The organism is Bradyrhizobium sp. MI1.7, assembly GCF_055811795.1.
Window position 1 is genome coordinate 14,587 of the sequence record NZ_JBVVPO010000008.1, and the last position, 17,995, is coordinate 32,581.

Below are 17,995 nucleotides of genomic sequence, written 5' to 3' on the forward strand. Positions count from 1 at the left end.
TCACCGCATGCGCGGAGACTCCCCCTCACCCCGACCCTCTCAGCGCGAGCGTAGCTCGTCGCGGCCCCGCATCCGCCTTCGCCAAGGCTTCGGCGGACAAGGGCGGGGCGAGGGAGAAGGGCGGGCGGTGATCGGGGTTAAGAGTGAGAAAGCCTCAGCGCCCGAAACGCTTGGCCAGCATCTCTTTCAAAATCTGCCGCTTGATATTCTTGTTGGTGAGCACGCCGTCGTGCCACCAGAAGCCGTCGGCTTTCATCTTCTCGGCGGCGCGAACGAACCGCTCGGCGACCTCGGTGAAATCGGCGTCGGTGTAGTTCAGGCTGAAGATCAGTCGGCCAGTGCCGACCCAGCTCAGCGACAGGCCTTCGGCGCGCAGATAGTATTGCAGCATCCAGTTGTAGCGGGACGGGGTGGTGTATTTCACCGTCCAGATCGACGAGAAGTTGGCGAACCGCACCGGCAGGTCGGCGTCGGTCATCATCTGGTTGAGCTTTTGCGCGCGGCCGTTCCAGGTAGCGTCCAGCCCATCATAGATGGCACGGAAGTTCGGGCTGGCGAGGCGGCTCAAGAACTCGTCCATCGCCGTCATGACGTAGGGGTGCGAGTTGAAGGTGCCGCGGGCGAAGCAGATATCGGCGGGACGATCGTCGCGGAAGCGGCGCATCAATTCCTTCTTGCCGCAGACGACGCCGACCGGCAGGCCGCCGGCAAGGCTCTTGCCGTAGGTCACCATGTCGGCCTTGACGCCAAAGTACTCCTGGGCGCCGCCGGCGGCGAGACGGAAGCCGACGAAGACCTCGTCGAAGATCAGCGCGATGCCGCGCTCGGTGCAGACTTCGCGCAGCTTCTTGAGCCACTCGGTATACGCCGCGCGGTCAAAGTTGCCGCCGCGGGAGGAATCGACCAGCGAGGAATCGCCGGGCGCGTTGCCGTTCGGATGCAGGCCCTGCAACGGATTGACCAGGACGCAGGCGATGTCCTTGCGCGTGCGCAGCACGTGCAGCGTCTTCTCGGACATCTCGGCGAGGGTGTAGGTCTCGTGCGCGGGAATGGGGTTGCCGACGCCGGGCTGCACGTCGCCCCACCAGCCGTGATAAGCGCCGGCGAAACGGACGAGATGGGTGCGCTTGGTGTGGTAGCGCGCCAGCCGCACCGCCTGCATCACGGCCTCGGTGCCGGACATGTGGAACGAGACCTCGTCGAGGCCCGAGATCTGGCAGAGCCGCTGCACGTTCTCGAGGATGACGGGGTGGTAGGGGCCGAGCACGGGTCCGAGTGCATGCGCGCGCTTCTCGGAGCCCTCGATGCACTCCTTGTAGAAGTCGTTGCCGAAGATGTTGACGCCGTAGGATCCGGTGAGGTCGTAGGAGGTGTTGCCGTCGACATCCGTGACGGTGACGCCGCTGGACGATTCCATGAAGGTCGAGGTGCCCAGATGCTCGCGGACGAGGCGCGAGAACTGGAACGGCACGCGGTAGGTTTCGGTGAAGTGCAGGTCGGAGATCTTTTCCGCCGCTTCCTTCGTCATCGCGCGGCCCTTGGGGTAGCGCTCGGCGTAAAGGCTGGCGAGGCGGAAGAAGGCGTCCTTGCGCTGCTGCACCACGTTATCAGGCGCGCCGTCGCAGCCGAAGTACTTGTCGCCCTCGAACTCGTAGAACGGGAGCAGCTTGGCCACCCGGCGCGACATCTTGGAGTGTCCGGCGAGCGACCGGTGCTTGGCGCGGGACAGTTCGATCCGCGCTTTGATCTTCGGGAAGGCGGCGGCAGCGGACGCTGCGGCGGCCACGGAAAATGAGAGAATCGGGAGTGTCGTTTCCATGACAACAAGCGCTAATACTGCGAGCTGACAGATTCATGACAGTCAAAGCCCTCATTGCCTCTTTCACCCAGCAGGAAGACCTCAACTTCCTGTTGACCAACCGCATCCCCCGCGCGGCCCTGACCCGCTTCATGGGCCGATTCTCCAAGATCGAGAACCCGCTCGTCAGGGACTTCTCGATCGCGCTGTGGAAGCTGTTTTCCGACCTCGATCTATCGGAGGCGCGCAAGACCCACTTTAGGAGTCTGCACGATTGTTTCACCCGGGAACTCAAGCCGGGGCTGCGGCCCTTTGATCCCGACCCCTCCATTGTCGCCAGCCCCTCGGACGGCATCGTCGGCGCCCATGGCCGGATCGCCGACACCGAGCTGTTCCAGGTCAAGGGCGCGCCCTATTCGCTGCTCGACCTGCTCGGTGACTCCGCGCTCGTGGATCAGCACCGCAACGGAAGCTTCGTCACGCTGCGGTTGACCTCGAGCATGTATCACCGCTTCCATGCGCCCTATGATGCACATATCGAGCGCGTCACGCTGATCCATGGCGACGTCTGGAACGTCAACCCGATCGCGCTGAAGCGGGTCGAGCGTCTGTTCTGCAAGAACGAGCGCGCGGTGATCCGCACGCATTTGTCGACCGGCGAAGCCGTGACGCTGGTGCCGGTCGCCGCGATCCTGGTCGCGAGCATCCGCCTGCACTTCCTCGACATGGTGCTGAACGCGCAGACTCGCGGCCCGGTCAATTTCCCCTGCGACGTCAACGTGACCAAGGGCGAGGAACTCGGCTGGTTCGAGCACGGCTCCACCATCATCATCCTGGCGCCGGGTGATTTCAACTTCTGCGACGGCATCGGCGAGGGCACCCGCATTCGCGCAGGTCAAGCGCTGTTGAAGAAGAACTAGCCTTCAATCCGCCGCGTCGGCAGCCTATATCGTCGGCGGGCCGATTGGATCGACACGGAATGTTGTGATGGCGCGGGCGCCGGTGATGGCGGCGGGTGGTATTGTGCTGCGGCGTGGCGCACCGCCGCTGGTTGCGGTCGTGCGCCAGCGCAAGCGCAACGAATGGGTTTTGCCCAAGGGCAAGCTCGACGACGGCGAGACGCCGAAGGAAGCCGCGCACCGCGAGGTGCTGGAAGAGACCGGCCACGATGTGGCCATCCACGAATTCCTCGGCACGCTCGTCTACCAGTCGGGAGGGCGCTCCAAGGTCGTGCATTTCTGGCGCATGGAGGCCGAGGGCGGTCCCGTTCGCAAGCTGATGAACGACATCAAGGCGGTCGACTGGCTCACGCTGGAGGATGCGCTCGCGCGCCTGTCGCGTGAATATGAGCGCGCGTTCCTGGTGCAGGTCGGTCCGATCGCGCTCGCGGCGGCCGGGCTTGAGCCTACGCCGGTGCCCGAGCCGGCGCCAGCAACCGACGACATCGATGTAGCTTTGCAGACGCTGACGCCCGCCGAAGCCGCGTCAGTTGGCGAGCTGCCTCATGGGCTGTTGCAGAAGGTGAAGGCCTGGCTGCGGGGAGAGGCGTAAATTGTCTTCACGCTGCTCTGCTCGCGAGTTTGGAAACATCCGCGAGCTAGCAAGTTTGTGGGAGCCTTAGTTCCCTCCAAGTCGTCATTGCGAGTGCAGCGAAGCAATCCAGAGTCCCTCAGCGGAAAGATTCTGGATTGCTTCGCTTCGCTCGCAATGACGGAGGAGAGGGCCGCGCACTCGACGTCGGCCCTCATGGTGAGGAGCGCGCACCGCGCGCGTCTCGAACCATGCGGCCCGACTGTGGCCTCGCCCTTCGAGATGCTTGCTTCGCAAGCTCCTCAGGGTGAGGGGAGGCACCGTTCACCGCCGCTCTTTCTTCTCCTTCGGAGCGGGCGCCGGTCTGCGCGGTGCTGCGGGACGTTGCGCGGCGGGGAGGCGCTGCTGGAATCCGCCCTGGCGCTGGATGCCGCCTGGCTGCTGAGCCGCGGGCGGCTGGCCCGGCTGCAATCCGGTGCGCGGCGTTTGCGGCTGCGGCGCCGTGCCCGGCTGTGACGGCACGACTCCGCCGGGCTGCGCCGGGGTCTGTCCGTTTCGCTGTGGCTGCGTCTGCAACGCGCCGCCGGGCTGCGTGCCTTGTCCAGTACGCGGCGCACCTGCCGGCTGTCCCGCACCTTGCTGCTGACCTGGTTGCTGCTGGCCCTGCTGCTGCTGGCCTCGCTGCTGCTGACCCTGGCCCGCGCGCGGCGTACCCGGTTGCACGGCGCCGCCTTGTCCTTGCCGCTGCGGCGGCTGCGCGCCCTGGCGGCCCGGCGTGCCCGGCTGCTGCTGGCCCGGACGGTTGTTCTGGCCGGGCTGGCCGTTCGGCCGCTGCGGCTGCTGACCGGGTGCTGTCGTCGGCCGCAATTGCTGCTGCTGCGGTGGCTGGGTCGGCCGCGGAATGCGGCTGATTGCGGTCGGATTGGCACGGCGGAAGTCGCGCTGCTCGGTGACGATCTGCCGGCCCGTGGTCTGCGCCAGATGCACCTGGCTGACGAAGCCGCGGTCGCGCGTGATCTGCTGCGGAGCGATCGTGATCGGCACGGCGGCAAAGCGCATGCCGCCTGTGCCTCCGGCGCCCGGGCGGATCGCAAAACCGCTTGCGGCCTGCGTCAACGCGCCGAGTCGCGTGCCGCTGGTGCGATCGTTGACCTCGATGTGGCCGACCCGGCCGTCGGCGTCGGGATAGAGCTTGATGTTGACGTTATTCGCAGCACTGGCCGCCGCGCCTTCGGGAACGTCGACGACGCCGGTGGTGCCGCGGATGCCGAGCGTTGCGGTCGGCGTTGCGATCTTCATGTCGCCGGTCTTCGCCACGGCTGCCGCAACGAAGGCAACGGTGCCCTTGCCGATGTCGAAGATCGCCGAATTTTGCTTGCCGCCGTCCTCATAGACGTAATTGTCGATGGTGATCTTGGCGCTGGCGGAGAGGTTGAACGTGGTGGCGTCGTTGAAGGTGATGCCGAGCGAGGAGTTCGACGAGGTCTGCACGACGTCGTTGAGATAGATGTCGTCGCGCACGCGCAGCGGATACGAGTTCTTGTCGCGGACCACGGTTGCGATCCCCGTCACGGTCGCGACGTTGCCGATCGGCTCGACGGCAGCGGGTTGCGCGTCCGTGGCGGGCGCAGGTGAAGCCGACGGCGTCGGGGACGGGGTGGGATTTGGCTGCGCTTGGGGCTGGGCCTGCGCAAGCTCGATTGCATCGGATGCGAGCGCCACGCTCGCGCCGGCCAGCGGCAACGCCAGCAACGGAAGCGCGAAGACGAAGCGGCGCCAAGCCACCATTGATGTCACGAGGAAGTCCCGGTGAGAGCGCGAGGCGAGATCGGCCGATATCAGCCGGGGTTAGCTGAATGGCGGATGAACATGTGTCGCATGGACGGGGCGAACGTTCAAACGGCGCTCTCTCCCCTCATGGTGAGGAGCGCGCCCTTGCGCGCGTCTCGAACCATAGAGGCCCAGCTGTTGATTCGGGCCTCGCCCTTCGAGACGCCTGCTGCGCAGGCTCCTCAGGGTGAGGGGATAGAGTTTGCTTGCTTGTGGCGCAGTGTCTCTCGGATCGTCATGGCCGGACTTGTTCCGGCCATCCACGCCTTGACGCGCGGTACTGAGAACGTGGATGCCCGGGCCTTCGCCTCGCCGAAGCGGCTTCGGCCGCGCAGGCGGGACAAGCCCGGGCATGACGATCATTGTGCACCTGTCGAGGATGACATCGTTGATGTCAGCTCACGCGCTTCCAGGTCTGGCCGCCGCAGAACATGCCGCCGAAGGCGCAGCCCTGCACGCGCATCGCATTCGGGCCCTTCATCGCGATCATGGAGTCGTAGTTGCGGCCGGAGTCGGGATCGTGGATGCGGCCGCTCCACTTCGCGCCGTCGGGCTTCATGTTGATCAGGATGCGCTCGTTGGACTTCACGGCGTAACCGCAGAGATTGGCGCCGCACTGTTCGACGCGGACATTGCCCTTGTTCTCTTCGGTCGCCCAGACGCCGATCGGCGTATTGGCGGCTTGCACGGGCGCGGCAGCAACCGGCGCCGGAGCGGGCGCGGGAGCAATCGCGACCGGTGCGGGCGCGGCAACGGGAGCCGTGACCGGCGCGGTGTTGTCGTAGCCGGCGGCCGGAGCGGCGGCAACCGTCGTGGCGGGCGCCGCGGGGGCGGCGACAGCAGGCGCTGCCGGCGCGGTCGCCTGCAGCGGCGCCTGTTGCACGGGCTGCTGCTGCACCGGAGCCGGCGCGGGCTGCGCGGTCGTCGTGGACGGAGCTGGCGTGGTGTCGTCGTCGTCCTTGGAGCCGCCGAGGCCCTTGAGGTTGATGTTGTTCAGCTTGATCGGCTTGTCCGACAGGCCCGGTGCGACGATCGTCACGCAATCGAGCGAGGCGCAGTTGGGCGGCGTCTCGATGCGGATGTGCTGGCCTTCGATCTGGAACGCAATCGAATTGCCGGCATGCGCGGCGGCGGTCGAAGCGAGGAAGAGCGCGGTGGCGGCGATGGTGAGCTTGTTCATGGCAACCTCTGAAAATTGTGCCGGTCTGAACTGGTGTCGCTGGTGGATGAAGCGTGGTTCGATCCTACGCCGGGCCTGTCCCGCCTTCTGTGATGGACGTCACAACGGACCGCGTCGGCTGGGTGAGGCAGCGCACATTCAGCGGCAAGTCAGCCCGCGTAACCTCGTCGCGACACAGAGGGAGGCACCGATGAAGCGGCTTGCGACATCGCTTGGCACATTGATCGCTTTGGCGGCGATGGCGTCGTCAGCCCAAGCCGGTTCCTACACCTTCTCGATCGGCGGCCACCGGTTTCATGTCGAGGCGCCGCGGAATTGCCGGTCTGCTTCCTGCGTGTCGGTTTCATCCAATCGCAGGTTCCGGCCGACGAACGACGTCGACACGACATCTGCTCCGCCGCCCGCGGTCGCGCCGTCGCAACCGGCTTGTCCGGCAGCTCCGGTCAGGCCGGCGCCAGCGGCCGTCGTCGTGACACCGCCCGCGCCGCCCGCCCCCGTCATGGCCGCTGCCACATCGCAGCCCGTTGTCTTGCCGCCGCCAAGACTCGAGGCGCCGAGCCCCGATCCGCCGAGAGTTGAGCTGCCGCGCATGGATCCGCCGAAGACCGTCCTGCTCGATCCGCCGCGCATGGAGGCGACGGCCGTCGCTCCGAGGCCCGACGAGACTTCATCGATCGCCCAGGTCAGCGATAACGAGCCGGCTTATTCGCCGCTCGGCGAATGGGAGAGCGCCGGCGCCAAGGGCACGGTTCGCATCGAACGCTGCGGCGCCGCGCTGTGCGGCTATGCGCTGACCGAAGCCTTGAGCCGGGGCGAAAGCGTGCTCGTCAACATGAAGCCGAAAACGCACGAGGCCTGGACCGGCAGCATCTACAGCCGTTCCAGCGGCAGCACCTATTATGGGACGATGACGCTGACGGCTTCCGGCAGGCTCCGCGTCGAAGCCTGCGCGCTCGGCCACTTCTGGTGCTCCGGCAACGACTGGACGCGCGTCGAGGAGCGGCAGCAGAAGGTGATCACGACATCACGGCAGTGGGGCGCAAGGTCGTAGCGTTTCTTTTACCCTCCCCTCCAGGGGAGTGTGGCAGCTTGCCCCTGTCCAATTTGTAATCGTCCTGCACCGAACCTGCTTCTCGCTTGCACGCGACCGATGGCTGATGACGCATGCAAGGAGAGCCAACATGAAACGTTTAGGCCTCATCGCCGCGCTGCTGATCGGCTGCGCGATCCCAGCCCACGCCGACACCGACATCTGGAACAACATGCTGAAGCAGCAGCGCGGCGACGATGCGCTGCATGTCGACAGCGCGTTCTGCGACGCGCAGCTCGGCGCGCCGCAGAACGGCACGGTGACCTCAGCGCAATACAAGCGCTGCATGCGCATGCGGGGCTGGCGCTTCAGTCATACGGATCGCGAGAAGGACGACGGCTATCCCGATCCCGATAATCCCGGTCTCGTCTGCCACGACTTCAAGATCGGCGGCGTCACGGGATCGTCCTGCTCGAATTTCTGAGCACGGCAATAGGCTCGACGGCCGGATGATCCGGCGCCGCCGGGCAATCCCGTGATGCGGTCGGTGATGTCTCTAGATCATGCCGAGCACGATGGCGCCGACAAAGGCCATGGCGAGGCACGCGGTAACAACGCTCAGTCTCCCGGCGAACGTCATAAAATCGCTCCCGCTGTTGCCCCCGTGCGAGCGCATTATAGTTAACAGAGAGTCTCTTTCCGAAAAAGTCAGCCTTGCTTCCGCTGCTGCCGGGCGGCGTATGCGTGTGCGCGCCGGTATGGTTAAAGAACACTAAAATCAACACGTTGAAGAGTCTTTAAGTAAATTCACCGAACGTACGTGCATGACGCGCGGAGTTCGTTTGTATCTCGTCGGCTCCATCGTCCTTGTTTCGCTGGCGGGTTGCGGACGCGGCTTTTTCCAGGCCGAACGTGAACCGTGGCGGGCCGAGGCCGAGGCCGCATGCCTGAAATCGGGCGCGGTGAAAGAGGGGCCGGATCTCGTCCGCATCGACCCGATCTCGGGCCCCGGCATGTGCGGTGCCGAGTTCCCGTTGAAGGTCGCTGCCATCGGCGAAGCCTCGAGCAGCTATGGCTTTGCCGACGAGGAACTGCGCCCGCCGGGGAGCATCGGCAACCAGCCGCGGTGGCCGGTGACGCAGCCGCGATCGAACCCTCCGCAGAGCCAGAACTATCCCTCAGCCTCCTACCCGCAGCGGTCGAACTATCCCGAGAGCGCGGTGCGCCAGCCCTCCGGCTATGGCAACGCGGCCGGCCCGATGTCGCTGAACGCGCCCGGCGTGGCACAGCAAGAGGACGAGATCGACCTGCCGCCCGAAGGCACCGATGCCGCGGGCGCCGCACGCTACATGAATGCGCCGAGCTATCCGGCGCGGCCGGCGCCGTACTCGCAGGCGCCCGCGCAGCAACCTTTGCCGCGTCTTGGTCCGGCGCAGGGCAATCCCGTCATCGCCGTCGGCCCCGTCGCGATCAAGCCGACCGCGACGCTCGCCTGCCCGATCGTGTCCGAGCTCGATCGCTGGCTCGCCGACACCGTGCAGCCATCGGCGATGCGCTGGTTCGGCGCCCGCGTCGTCGAGATCAAGCAGATCTCCGCCTATTCCTGCCGTGGCATGAACGGCAACTCGCACGCCCACATTTCCGAGCACGCCTTCGGCAACGCGCTCGACATCGCCGCCTTCGTGCTCGCCGACGGTCGCCGCGTCACCGTGAAGGACGGCTGGCGCGGCATGCCGGAAGAGCAGGGGTTCCTGCGCGACGTGCAATCGGGCGCGTGCGCGCATTTCACCACGGTGCTCGCGCCGGGCTCGAACGTCTATCACTACGATCATATCCATGTGGATCTGATGCGCCGCGCCAGCCGCCGCCTGATCTGCCAGCCCGCCGCCGTCTCGGGCGACGAGGTCGCCGGCCGCGCCCAGCAGCGCAACCCTTACGCCGGTCGGCGTGATCCCTATGTCACGGGCTCGCTCGGAACGCGCAAGAGCGCGACGCGCAAGCAGGAAGAGGACGAGTACGCCGACGAGTAAGATGACCGCCGATATCGTCCGCTATCTCACCCATCCGCAGGTGCAAATCGATCCCGCCGTGCCGGTGCCGCAATGGGGCCTGAGTTCGGTCGGTCGCGCGCGCGCCGAAGCGCTGGCGAATGCGGGCTGGCTCGCGAGCACCACGCAGATCGTCTCGAGCGCCGAGCGCAAGGCGATCGAGACCGCGGAGATCATCGCAGGCCGCCTCGGACTCATGATCGAGATCCGCGAGGCCATGCATGAGAACGACCGTTCGGCGACCGGCTTCCTGAAACCGGCCGAGTTCGAGGAGGTCGCCGACCAGTTTTTCGCGCAGCCACATCTCAGCGTCCGCGGCTGGGAGCGCGCCGTCGATGCGCAGGCGCGCATCGTGCGCGAGACCGAGGCGGTGCTCGCCCGCAACCGTCCCGGCGATGTTCTCTTCGTCGGCCACGGTGCCGTCGGCACGCTGCTGTTCTGTCACCAAGCCGGTCATGCCATCGATCGCGTTCACGATCAGGCGGCCGGCGGCGGCAATTGCTTCGCATTCACCCGGGAGGGGCGCCGCGTCCTGCATGGGTGGCGCAAGATGGAAGAGATCGGGGCCTAGCTCCGGGGTGCCGGGCAGTCACTTCGAGGCCGGCTTCGACGGTGCGGGGACCAGCCCCATGCACCGCTGCACCTCGCCCGGAACGTTGTAGGTCCGCATGATATGGCGGCTGTCGCGCAAGCCGGTCGCCTCACGTTGCACCACGAGCATCCAGAGCGCCTGGCCGGCTTCCATCACCAGCTTGCGCCTCGCCGGTTGCATCGAGGTCGGCGTCTCCGCGTGCGCGTGCGCGGCGTCGAATTCGCGCAAGCGCGCAAGGCTCTGTTCGAGTGCACTGCCCATCCGTCCAAGCGCTGAGGCCTGTTCCTGGACGATCTCGTAATGGAGGATATCGACAGGCGGGCGAAGATCACGGGACATGGCGCTTAATATAGTGCCGCGGCAGCGGCCTGCGCAACGCGTGGCCCGCTGCTGCTACGTCGCGCGGTACGCCGCCAGAAACATCCGCGTCGCGCTGTCGACGACCTCGGTCATGCGCTCTTCCGAAGGCGCGGGCGCGGCCTGGAAAACGAACGGCAGGAAGAGCGAGGCCTTGCACAGCTCCATGAACTGCGACGCGGCAAGGTCGCAATCGTCGATCTTGAGATCGCCGGAAGCGACATGGATTTTGAGATATTCGGAGAGCCGGTTGATGGTCTTGTCCAGCACGCGCAGATAATAGCGGCGGCCCACGTCAGGCATGCGCTCGGCGATCGCCATCACGGTGCGGATCGCCGAACCGCCGCCGGGCCGGCACAGCAGATGGATATAGGCCCGGCCAAAATCCTTCAGCGTGGTCTCGGCGTCGCGCGCGGGATCGAAATTGAAAACGACCTGGCCGTGCTGGAGCGCCTCCTGCTCGAGGATGGCTTCGAACAGCGCGCATTTGTCGGCGAAGTAGACGTAGAGCGTGCCCTTGGAGACCTGCGCGGCGCGCGCGATCTCGCCCATGCTGGCGCCGTCGAAACCGAGATCCATGAACACCTTGCGGGCTCCGTCCAGGATCTGGCGGCGCTTGGAGCTGTCCTCCTCCTGGACGACGTGGAGATGTTCGCGGCCGGCTACAACCATTGGTTCAGCGTCTCGGAAGGTTTCTGGATCGGGCTCGACCCATGAAACCCAAATAAAGGATTCGGGCCAGTAGGGTCCTGCCCGGGAATATTATCTATGTTGACCGAACCGTTCGGTCAATGATATTTGGGATGGGCGAGAGGGAACCGGCCGCAGGACGGCCGTCCCTGGTCGCTGCTTTTTTGTTGGGGAGGCCTTTATGGCCGTATCGAGAGACCAGGCTGCGCGTGTCCTTCGCCAGGAAGCGGTGGAGACGACGCCGGGGCAGGCCGGCAGTGAAGCTGCGACCGAGAAATCCGTCGCCCTTGCCGAGCAGTTGCGCTCTCATGTGGCCGAGGAAACCAAGCGCCGCACCAATGAGGCGCCGGAGACGCCCGTGACCGACAAGCCGGCTGCACCCGCTGCCGCCGACGCGCCGAAGCCCGGCAAGCGCAAATTCGTCCTGATGGGTGTTGGCCTCGTGCTGGCGCTCGCGGCCGGGAGCTATGCCGGCTACTACACGCTGGTCGGCCGCTTCTACGTCGCCACCGACGACGCCTATGTCCGCGCCAACAACACCATGCTGGGCGCGCGCGTTGCCGGCCACATCTCTTCGATCCTCGCCGGCGACAACACGACCGTGCGCGCCGGCGACGTCGTCTTCCGCATCGATGACGGCGACTACAAGATCGCGGTCGATGCCGCCGCGACCAGGATCGCGACCCAGCAGGCCACCATCGATCGCATCGGCCGCCAGATTGCAGCGCTCGACAGCCAGGTTGCACAGGCCAAGGCGCAGCTCGTCTCGGCCGAGGCGGGCCTCAAGCGCGCCGATCTCGATTATGAGCGCCAGCAGGCGCTGAGCAGCAAGGGCTTTGCTTCGCGCGCCACGTTCGAAAGCTCGGAAGCCGGACGCGACCAGGGCGCCGCCGCGGTCAAGGCCGCCCAGGCCGCCTACGACGTCGCGGTCAGCAATGTCCACGTCACCAAGGCGCAGCAGGCCGAAGCGCAGGCGCAGCTCGCCGAGCTCAAGACCTCGCTCGCCAAGGCCGAGCGCGATCTCGCCTTCACCGCGGTGCGCGCGCCGGTCGACGGCACGTTCTCGAACCGCCTCGTCAGCGCCGGCGACTTCGTCGCGGTCGGCCAGCGCCTCGGCAACATCGTGCCGCTCGACGACGTCTATATCGATGCCAATTTCAAGGAAACGCAGCTCAAGCGCATCCGTCCCGGCCAGCCGGTGACAATCAAGGTCGATGCCTACGGCATGCGCAAGTTCTCCGGAATCGTCGACAGCATCGCAGCGGGCGCGGGCTCGGTGTTCACGCTGCTGCCACCCGACAACGCCACCGGCAACTTCACCAAGATCGTGCAGCGCGTGCCGGTCCGCATCCGCGTGCCGAAGTCGGTGGCGAAGCAGAACCTGCTCCGCGCCGGCATGTCGGTGTATGCGACCGTCGATACCAACAAGGGCGCGGCCGACGCCGACAGCGAGATCGATCTCGACGATCCCACCGCGATCCACCCGCAGTAGCCACAAATCGAGCGCTGCGAGGTCAGACCATGGCCAACGCCACCACCGCCTCACCCGCCATGATGGCGAACCCCGACTCGGAGCGCATCGCGCCGAAGCGGCTGTTCGCCTTCATCATCATGGTGTTCGGGATGTTCATGTCGATCCTGGACATCCAGATCGTCTCGGCGTCCCTCAGTGAAATCCAGGCCGGCCTGTCGGCAAGCTCCAGCGAGGTCGCCTGGGTCCAGACCGCCTATCTGATCGCCGAGGTGATCGCGATCCCGCTGTCGGGCTTTTTGTCGCGCGCTTTCGGCACGCGGCTGCTGTTCGCGATCTCGGCCGCGGGCTTCACGGCCTCGAGCCTGCTCTGCGGCTTCGCCACCACGATCGAGGAGATGATCCTCTGGCGTGCCCTTCAGGGCTTTTTGGGCGCCGGCATGATCCCGACCGTGTTCGCCTCGGCCTATACCGTATTCCCGCGCTCCAAATTCCACATCGTCGGTCCCATCATCGGGCTTGTTGCGACCCTGGCTCCCACGATCGGCCCGACGGTCGGCGGCTACATCACCGATCTGATGTCGTGGAACTGGCTGTTCTTCATCAACGTCGTGCCCGGCATCGGCATCACCCTGGGCGTGCTGGCGCTGGTCGATTTCGACGAGCCGCATTTCGAGCTGCTCGACCGCTTCGACTGGTGGGGCCTGCTCTTCATGGCCGGCTTCCTCGGCACGCTGGAATACGTGCTGGAGGAAGGTCCGCAACATGAGTGGATGCAGGACACGTCCGTTGCGATCTGCGCCTGGATCTGCGCGATCTCGGCCATCGCCTTCTTCTGGCGCGTCTTCACCGCGGCCGAACCGATCGTCAATTTGCGCACCTTCTCCAACCGCAATTTCGCGATCGGCTGCGTCCTGCAGTTCTGCATCGGCATCGGCCTCTACGGCCTGACCTACATCTATCCGCGCTATCTCGCCGAGGTGCGCGGCTACAGCGCCCTGATGATCGGCGAGACCATGTTCGTCTCCGGCATCACCATGTTCCTGGTCGCGCCGCTGGTCGGCCGTCTCATGGTGAAGGTCGACATGCGCTACATGATCGCGTTCGGCCTCGTCGTGTTCGCGATCGGCTCCTACCAGATGACATGGATCACGCGCGACTACGATTTCTACGAGCTGCTGGTGCCGCAGATCCTGCGCGGCATCGGCATGATGTTCGCGATGGTGCCGACCAACAACATCGCGCTCGGAACGCTGGCACCCGACAGGGTGAAGAACGCCTCCGGCCTGTTCAACCTGATGCGCAATCTCGGCGGCGCGGTCGGCCTTGCCGTCATCAACACCGTGCTCAACAATCGCACCGACCTGCACATCACCCGCCTTCAGGAGCGGGTGACCTGGGGCAATGCGACCGCGACCGAAACCCTGACCATGTTCATGCAGAAATTCCAGGGGCTCGGCGATTCCACGCTGATGGCGATGAAGCAGCTCAGCCAGATCGTGCACCGCCAGGCCGTGGTGATGAGCTTTGGCGACGCCTTCTTCGCGCTGACGCTGTTTTATCTCGGCCTCAGCCTGCTGGTCACGCTGCTGAGCAAACCGGCATCGATGACCGGTGGCGGCGACGCGCATTAGGCAAGCGGCTTACGAGGTGTCATCGCCCGCGGAGGCGGGCGATCCAGTACTCCGCGGCGGAAGTTGTGTGAGCTAACTATCGCCGCGGAGTACTGGATGCCCCGGTCAAGCCGGGGCATGACAGCGGAGATTGAGGCGGCGGTGATGCCGGACCAAGGCGCCACGCACCAAATTGCAACACTCGTCCGTGATCTTGCGGGAGCCCCGTTGCAAACCGGAAACGATACATCTATAAAGCGCACCTCATTGAAGCCAACCGGGGAGGGATTTGCATGATTTCGTCGCATTCGCAGATCGTACGCCCGCGCTCGATGATCGCCTGGTTCGGTATGTACGCGGCCTGTTAGAGGCCCCTTCCGCCAGATTCGATCGGGTCACGAGTCCCGATCTCTCCACTTCCCAAGTCAAAATCAGTTGTGAGTGACGCCGGTCAGCCCTCCGTGGCGGGCTTGCGTCCGTCGATGGAGCCGGCCCGCGCCGAAAGCGGCCGGATAATGTCATGACCTCTCTGTCAAAAAGGCCCGCAGCCATACGCGTGGTGCTGCCCTTCGTATTCCGGCACTGGCTGAAGCAGCCCGGACGCGGCCTGATCGTGGCCGGCGGCCTGCTGGGCGCAACCATCGCCGACCTGTTCATGCCGGTATTCTCCGGACATCTGGTCGATGCGCTGACGCGCGGCTCGTCCGATCCCGACGCGCGCCGCGCGGCGCTGGTCGCGTTCGGCGCCATCGTGGCGCTCGGTGCGGCCTCCGTGGTGCTGAGGTTGATCGGTCTCCAGGCGATCGTTCCGTTCACGCTCAAGATCATGTCGGATGTCGCCCAGGAGGCCTTCACGCGCGTCCAGCGCTTCTCGACCGACTGGCACGCCAACTCCTTTGCCGGCTCCACCGTGCGCAAGATCACCCGCGGCATGTGGGCGCTCGACCTGCTCAACGACACCATCCTGATGGCGTTGGCGCCGTCTCTGCTGGTGTTAATCGGCTCCATGGTCCTGATCGGCCTGCACTGGACGTCGCTCGGCGCGGTGATCGCGGTGGGCGCGCTTTTCTACGTCGCCATTACCGTGCTGTTCTCGACGCGCTACATCGCGCCGGCCGCGCGCGTCTCCAACGCGTGGGACACCAAGGTCGGCGGTACGCTGGCGGACGCGCTGACCTGCAACGCCGTGGTGAAATCCTTCGGCGCCGAAGCGCGCGAGGATACGCGGCTCGCCCGCGTCATCAACCGCTGGCGCGTGCGCGTGCGGCGGACCTGGTTTCGCTACAACTACACGGCCATGGCGCAGCTCTCGCTGCTGCTATGCCTGCGTGCGTCCGTGATCGGCGGCTCGGTGCTGCTGTGGATGTCCGGGCACGCCTCGCCCGGCGACGTCACCTATGTGCTGACGAGCTATTACGTCATCCACGCCTATCTGCGCGACGTCGGCATGCACATCAACAACCTCCAGCGCTCGGTCAACGACATGGACGAATTGGTGGCGATCCATGGCGAGCCGATCGGGATTGCCGATGCGGCCAGTGCGCGGCCGATCGCGATCGAGGCCGGCGAGATCGTGTTCGACGACGTCACGTTCCACTATGGCGGCCACCGCGCGCCACTGTATGACGGACTGTCGGTCACGATCCGCGCCGGCGAGCGCGTCGGCCTGGTCGGCCGCTCCGGCTCCGGCAAGACGACCTTCGTCAAGCTGGTGCAGCGGCTCTACGACGTCTCCGGTGGCCGCGTGCTGATCGACGGGCAGGACATCGCGCTCGCTACGCAGCAATCGCTGCGCAGCCAGATCGCGATCGTGCAGCAGGAGCCGATCCTGTTCCACCGCACGCTTGCGGAGAACATCGCCTATGGCCGGCCCGGTGCCAGCCTGGAGGCCATCGAGCATGCGGCGCGGCTGGCGAATGCGCACGACTTCATCCTGCGCCTGCCGAAGGGCTACGGCACGCTGGTTGGCGAGCGCGGCGTGAAGCTGTCGGGCGGCGAGCGGCAGCGCGTGGCGCTGGCGCGCGCCTTCCTGGCGGACGCGCCGGTGCTGATCCTGGACGAGGCGACCTCGAGCCTCGATTCGGAATCGGAGGCGCTGATCCAGCAGGCGATGGAGCGGCTGATGAAGGGCCGGACCTCGATCGTGATCGCGCACCGGCTGTCGACGGTGCGCAGCCTCGATCGGATCCTGGTGTTCGACCGCGGCGAGATCGTCGAGCAAGGCACCCATGCCATGCTCGCGAGCAAACCAGGGGGCATCTATCGCGGTCTGTTCGAGCGCCAGGTGGTGGAGCTCGGGCGCATCGCAGCGGCGGAATGAGAGGCGCGCGGCAGCGGGACGCAAGTCCCGCGGTCACGCCGTTAAGGATGGAATGAGATGAAGGACCTGACGCGCGGCTCCATCGTGAGCCACATCCTGAGCATGGCGCCTCCGATCGTGGTCGGCATGATCACGATCATGATCTGTCAGCTCGTCGATCTGTATTTCGTCTCGGGTCTGGGCGAGGCGGCGATCGCCGGCGTCGCGGCGGCCGGCAATGCGGGCTTTCTGGTCAATGCGCTGATGCAGGTGCTCGGCGTCGGCACGGTTGCGCTGATGGCGCATGCCGTGGGGCGGAAGGACCGCGGCGACGCCAATCTGGTCTTCAACCAGTCGGTCGTCCTGTCGGTGCTGTTCGGGATCCTGACATTGGTCGCGGGCTTCGCGCTGTCGCGCCCCTACATGCGCGCGGTTGCAGCCGACGAAGCTACGGTCGAAGCCGGTACCGTCTATCTGCTCTGGTTCATGCCGGCGCTGGCGCTGCAATTCGCCACGCAAGTGATGGCGTCCGCATTGCGGGCGACCGGCATCGTGCGGCCGAGCATGCTGGTGCAGGCGCTGGCCGTGGTCATCAACATCGCGCTGGCGCCGGTGCTGATCACGGGCTGGGGCACCGGACATGCGCTCGGTGTGGCCGGTGCCGGCCTTGCCAGCTCGATCGCCGTCTTCGTCGGCGTGCTGATGCTGCTCGGCTATTTCCTCAAGCTGGAGCGCTACGTCGCGTTTCACCCCGAGCAATGGCGGCCGCAGCTGCGGCAGTGGAAGAGAATCCTCAATGTCGGCCTGCCCGCCGGCGGGGAATTTGCGATGATCTTCATCATCATGGCCGTGGGCTATTACGTGCTGAGCATTTTTGGCCCGGCGGCGCAGGCGGGGTTTGGCATCGGGACGCGTCTCCTCGGGCTGATCCAGATGCCGGCGCTCGCCATCGCCCTCGCAGCAGGGCCCATCGCCGGCCAGAATTTCGGCGCCGGCAATGGAGCACGTGTGCGGGAGACCTTTGTCAAGGCGTCGCTTATCGCGACCGCCGTGATGATTGTCTTCATGATCCTCGCGCAGTTCGCACCCGGTCTGTTGCTTGCCGGCTTCTCGAGGGATCAGGAGACGATGGGGGTTGCGTCGCTGTTCCTGCGCCTCGTCTCGCTCAACATGGTGGCGCAGGGGCTGATCTTTACCTGCTCCAGCATGTTTCAGGGGCTTGGCAACACCAAGCCGGTGTTGTGGACCTCGGCGACGCGGGTTCTCACCTATTCCGTGCCGTCGATCTGGCTCTCGACGTGGCCGGGCTTCCGGATGGAGCATGTCTGGTATTTGTCGATCGCGACGACCACGCTACAGGCCGCCCTGAGCGTGTGGCTGTTGCTCCGGGAGTTCAGAAAGCGTCTTGCGCTGCCGGCACAGGAGAAGACCGCGAAGCCGGCAAATCCCGAGCCGGTTGTGCCTCCCATGCGCGAGCCCGCGTAGCAGATCGAACGGACGCGCGCTTGTCGCCCACCCACGGCTCCGGCTAGTTTGCCGCGCCGTGGGTGGGCCGCG

General features: G+C 65.8%; 15 protein-coding genes. 10 read left to right on the forward strand and 5 right to left on the reverse strand.

Annotated elements, in window-relative coordinates:
- Nucleotides 1-154 precede the first annotated feature (154 nt).
- Nucleotides 155-1,819 (reverse strand): aminotransferase class III-fold pyridoxal phosphate-dependent enzyme, encoded by a 1,665-nt coding sequence (locus AC0L3X_RS10595; RefSeq protein WP_063981513.1) that lies wholly within the window; start codon nt 1,817-1,819, stop codon nt 155-157.
- 35 nt (nt 1,820-1,854) lie between these two features.
- On the opposite strand from AC0L3X_RS10595, the gene asd reads away from it, so the two are divergent.
- Together asd and AC0L3X_RS10605 are read left to right on the forward strand one after the other, a co-directional pair.
- Entirely contained in the window at nt 1,855-2,718 is an 864-nt protein-coding gene (asd, locus tag AC0L3X_RS10600) for an archaetidylserine decarboxylase (RefSeq protein ID WP_063981514.1), read from the forward strand.
- 67 nt (nt 2,719-2,785) lie between these two features.
- Nucleotides 2,786-3,349, forward strand: coding sequence for an NUDIX hydrolase (locus AC0L3X_RS10605; protein WP_063981515.1), 564 nt, complete (start codon nt 2,786-2,788; stop codon nt 3,347-3,349).
- A gap of 303 nt (nt 3,350-3,652) precedes the next feature.
- On the opposite strand, the gene AC0L3X_RS10610 is transcribed toward AC0L3X_RS10605, so the two are convergent.
- On the reverse strand, nt 3,653-5,116 hold the full coding sequence (locus tag AC0L3X_RS10610) for a FecR domain-containing protein (protein WP_354095489.1): 1,464 nt from the start codon (nt 5,114-5,116) through the stop codon (nt 3,653-3,655).
- 436 nt (nt 5,117-5,552) lie between these two features.
- Entirely contained in the window at nt 5,553-6,338 is a 786-nt protein-coding gene (locus AC0L3X_RS10615; RefSeq protein ID WP_283017507.1) for a DUF2147 domain-containing protein, read from the reverse strand.
- A gap of 190 nt (nt 6,339-6,528) precedes the next feature.
- Here AC0L3X_RS10615 and AC0L3X_RS10620 point away from each other — a divergent pair, with 190 nt between their 5' ends.
- The 4 genes from AC0L3X_RS10620 (at nt 6,529) to AC0L3X_RS10635 (ending at nt 9,987) form a co-directional block, all read left to right on the forward strand.
- On the forward strand, nt 6,529-7,389 hold the full coding sequence (locus AC0L3X_RS10620; protein WP_063981518.1) for a DUF2147 domain-containing protein: 861 nt from the start codon (nt 6,529-6,531) through the stop codon (nt 7,387-7,389).
- Between the two features lie 130 nt (nt 7,390-7,519).
- Nucleotides 7,520-7,852 (forward strand): hypothetical protein, encoded by a 333-nt coding sequence (locus tag AC0L3X_RS10625; RefSeq protein WP_063981519.1) that lies wholly within the window; start codon nt 7,520-7,522, stop codon nt 7,850-7,852.
- Nucleotides 7,853-8,192: 340 nt separating this feature from the next.
- Entirely contained in the window at nt 8,193-9,398 is a 1,206-nt protein-coding gene (locus tag AC0L3X_RS10630; protein ID WP_063981520.1) for an extensin-like domain-containing protein, read from the forward strand.
- Nucleotide 9,399: 1 nt separating this feature from the next.
- Nucleotides 9,400-9,987: a histidine phosphatase family protein gene (locus AC0L3X_RS10635; RefSeq protein ID WP_063981521.1), complete on the forward strand. Its 588-nt coding sequence runs from the start codon at nt 9,400-9,402 to the stop codon at nt 9,985-9,987.
- An 18-nt stretch (nt 9,988-10,005) separates the two neighbouring features.
- Here the strand turns inward: AC0L3X_RS10635 and AC0L3X_RS10640 are convergent, their stop codons facing one another.
- Both AC0L3X_RS10640 and AC0L3X_RS10645 read right to left on the reverse strand, forming a co-directional pair.
- Nucleotides 10,006-10,347: a DUF6665 family protein gene (locus AC0L3X_RS10640; RefSeq protein ID WP_063981522.1), complete on the reverse strand. Its 342-nt coding sequence runs from the start codon at nt 10,345-10,347 to the stop codon at nt 10,006-10,008.
- A 54-nt stretch (nt 10,348-10,401) separates the two neighbouring features.
- Complete coding sequence (locus tag AC0L3X_RS10645; protein WP_063981523.1) at nt 10,402-11,037, reverse strand: TetR/AcrR family transcriptional regulator; 636 nt, start codon at nt 11,035-11,037, stop codon at nt 10,402-10,404.
- A 199-nt stretch (nt 11,038-11,236) separates the two neighbouring features.
- Between AC0L3X_RS10645 and AC0L3X_RS10650 the strand changes: the two genes are divergently transcribed.
- The 4 genes from AC0L3X_RS10650 (at nt 11,237) to AC0L3X_RS10665 (ending at nt 17,923) form a co-directional block, all read left to right on the forward strand.
- Nucleotides 11,237-12,547, forward strand: a complete 1,311-nt coding sequence (locus AC0L3X_RS10650; protein WP_063981524.1) for an HlyD family secretion protein — start codon at nt 11,237-11,239, stop codon at nt 12,545-12,547.
- A 29-nt stretch (nt 12,548-12,576) separates the two neighbouring features.
- Nucleotides 12,577-14,160, forward strand: coding sequence for a DHA2 family efflux MFS transporter permease subunit (locus AC0L3X_RS10655; protein WP_063981525.1), 1,584 nt, complete (start codon nt 12,577-12,579; stop codon nt 14,158-14,160).
- 499 nt (nt 14,161-14,659) lie between these two features.
- Nucleotides 14,660-16,459, forward strand: coding sequence for an ABC transporter ATP-binding protein (locus AC0L3X_RS10660; protein ID WP_063981526.1), 1,800 nt, complete (start codon nt 14,660-14,662; stop codon nt 16,457-16,459).
- A 57-nt stretch (nt 16,460-16,516) separates the two neighbouring features.
- A complete protein-coding gene (locus AC0L3X_RS10665; protein ID WP_063981527.1) occupies nt 16,517-17,923 on the forward strand; it encodes an MATE family efflux transporter in 1,407 nt (468 codons plus the stop codon).
- Nucleotides 17,924-17,995: the final 72 nt, after the last annotated feature.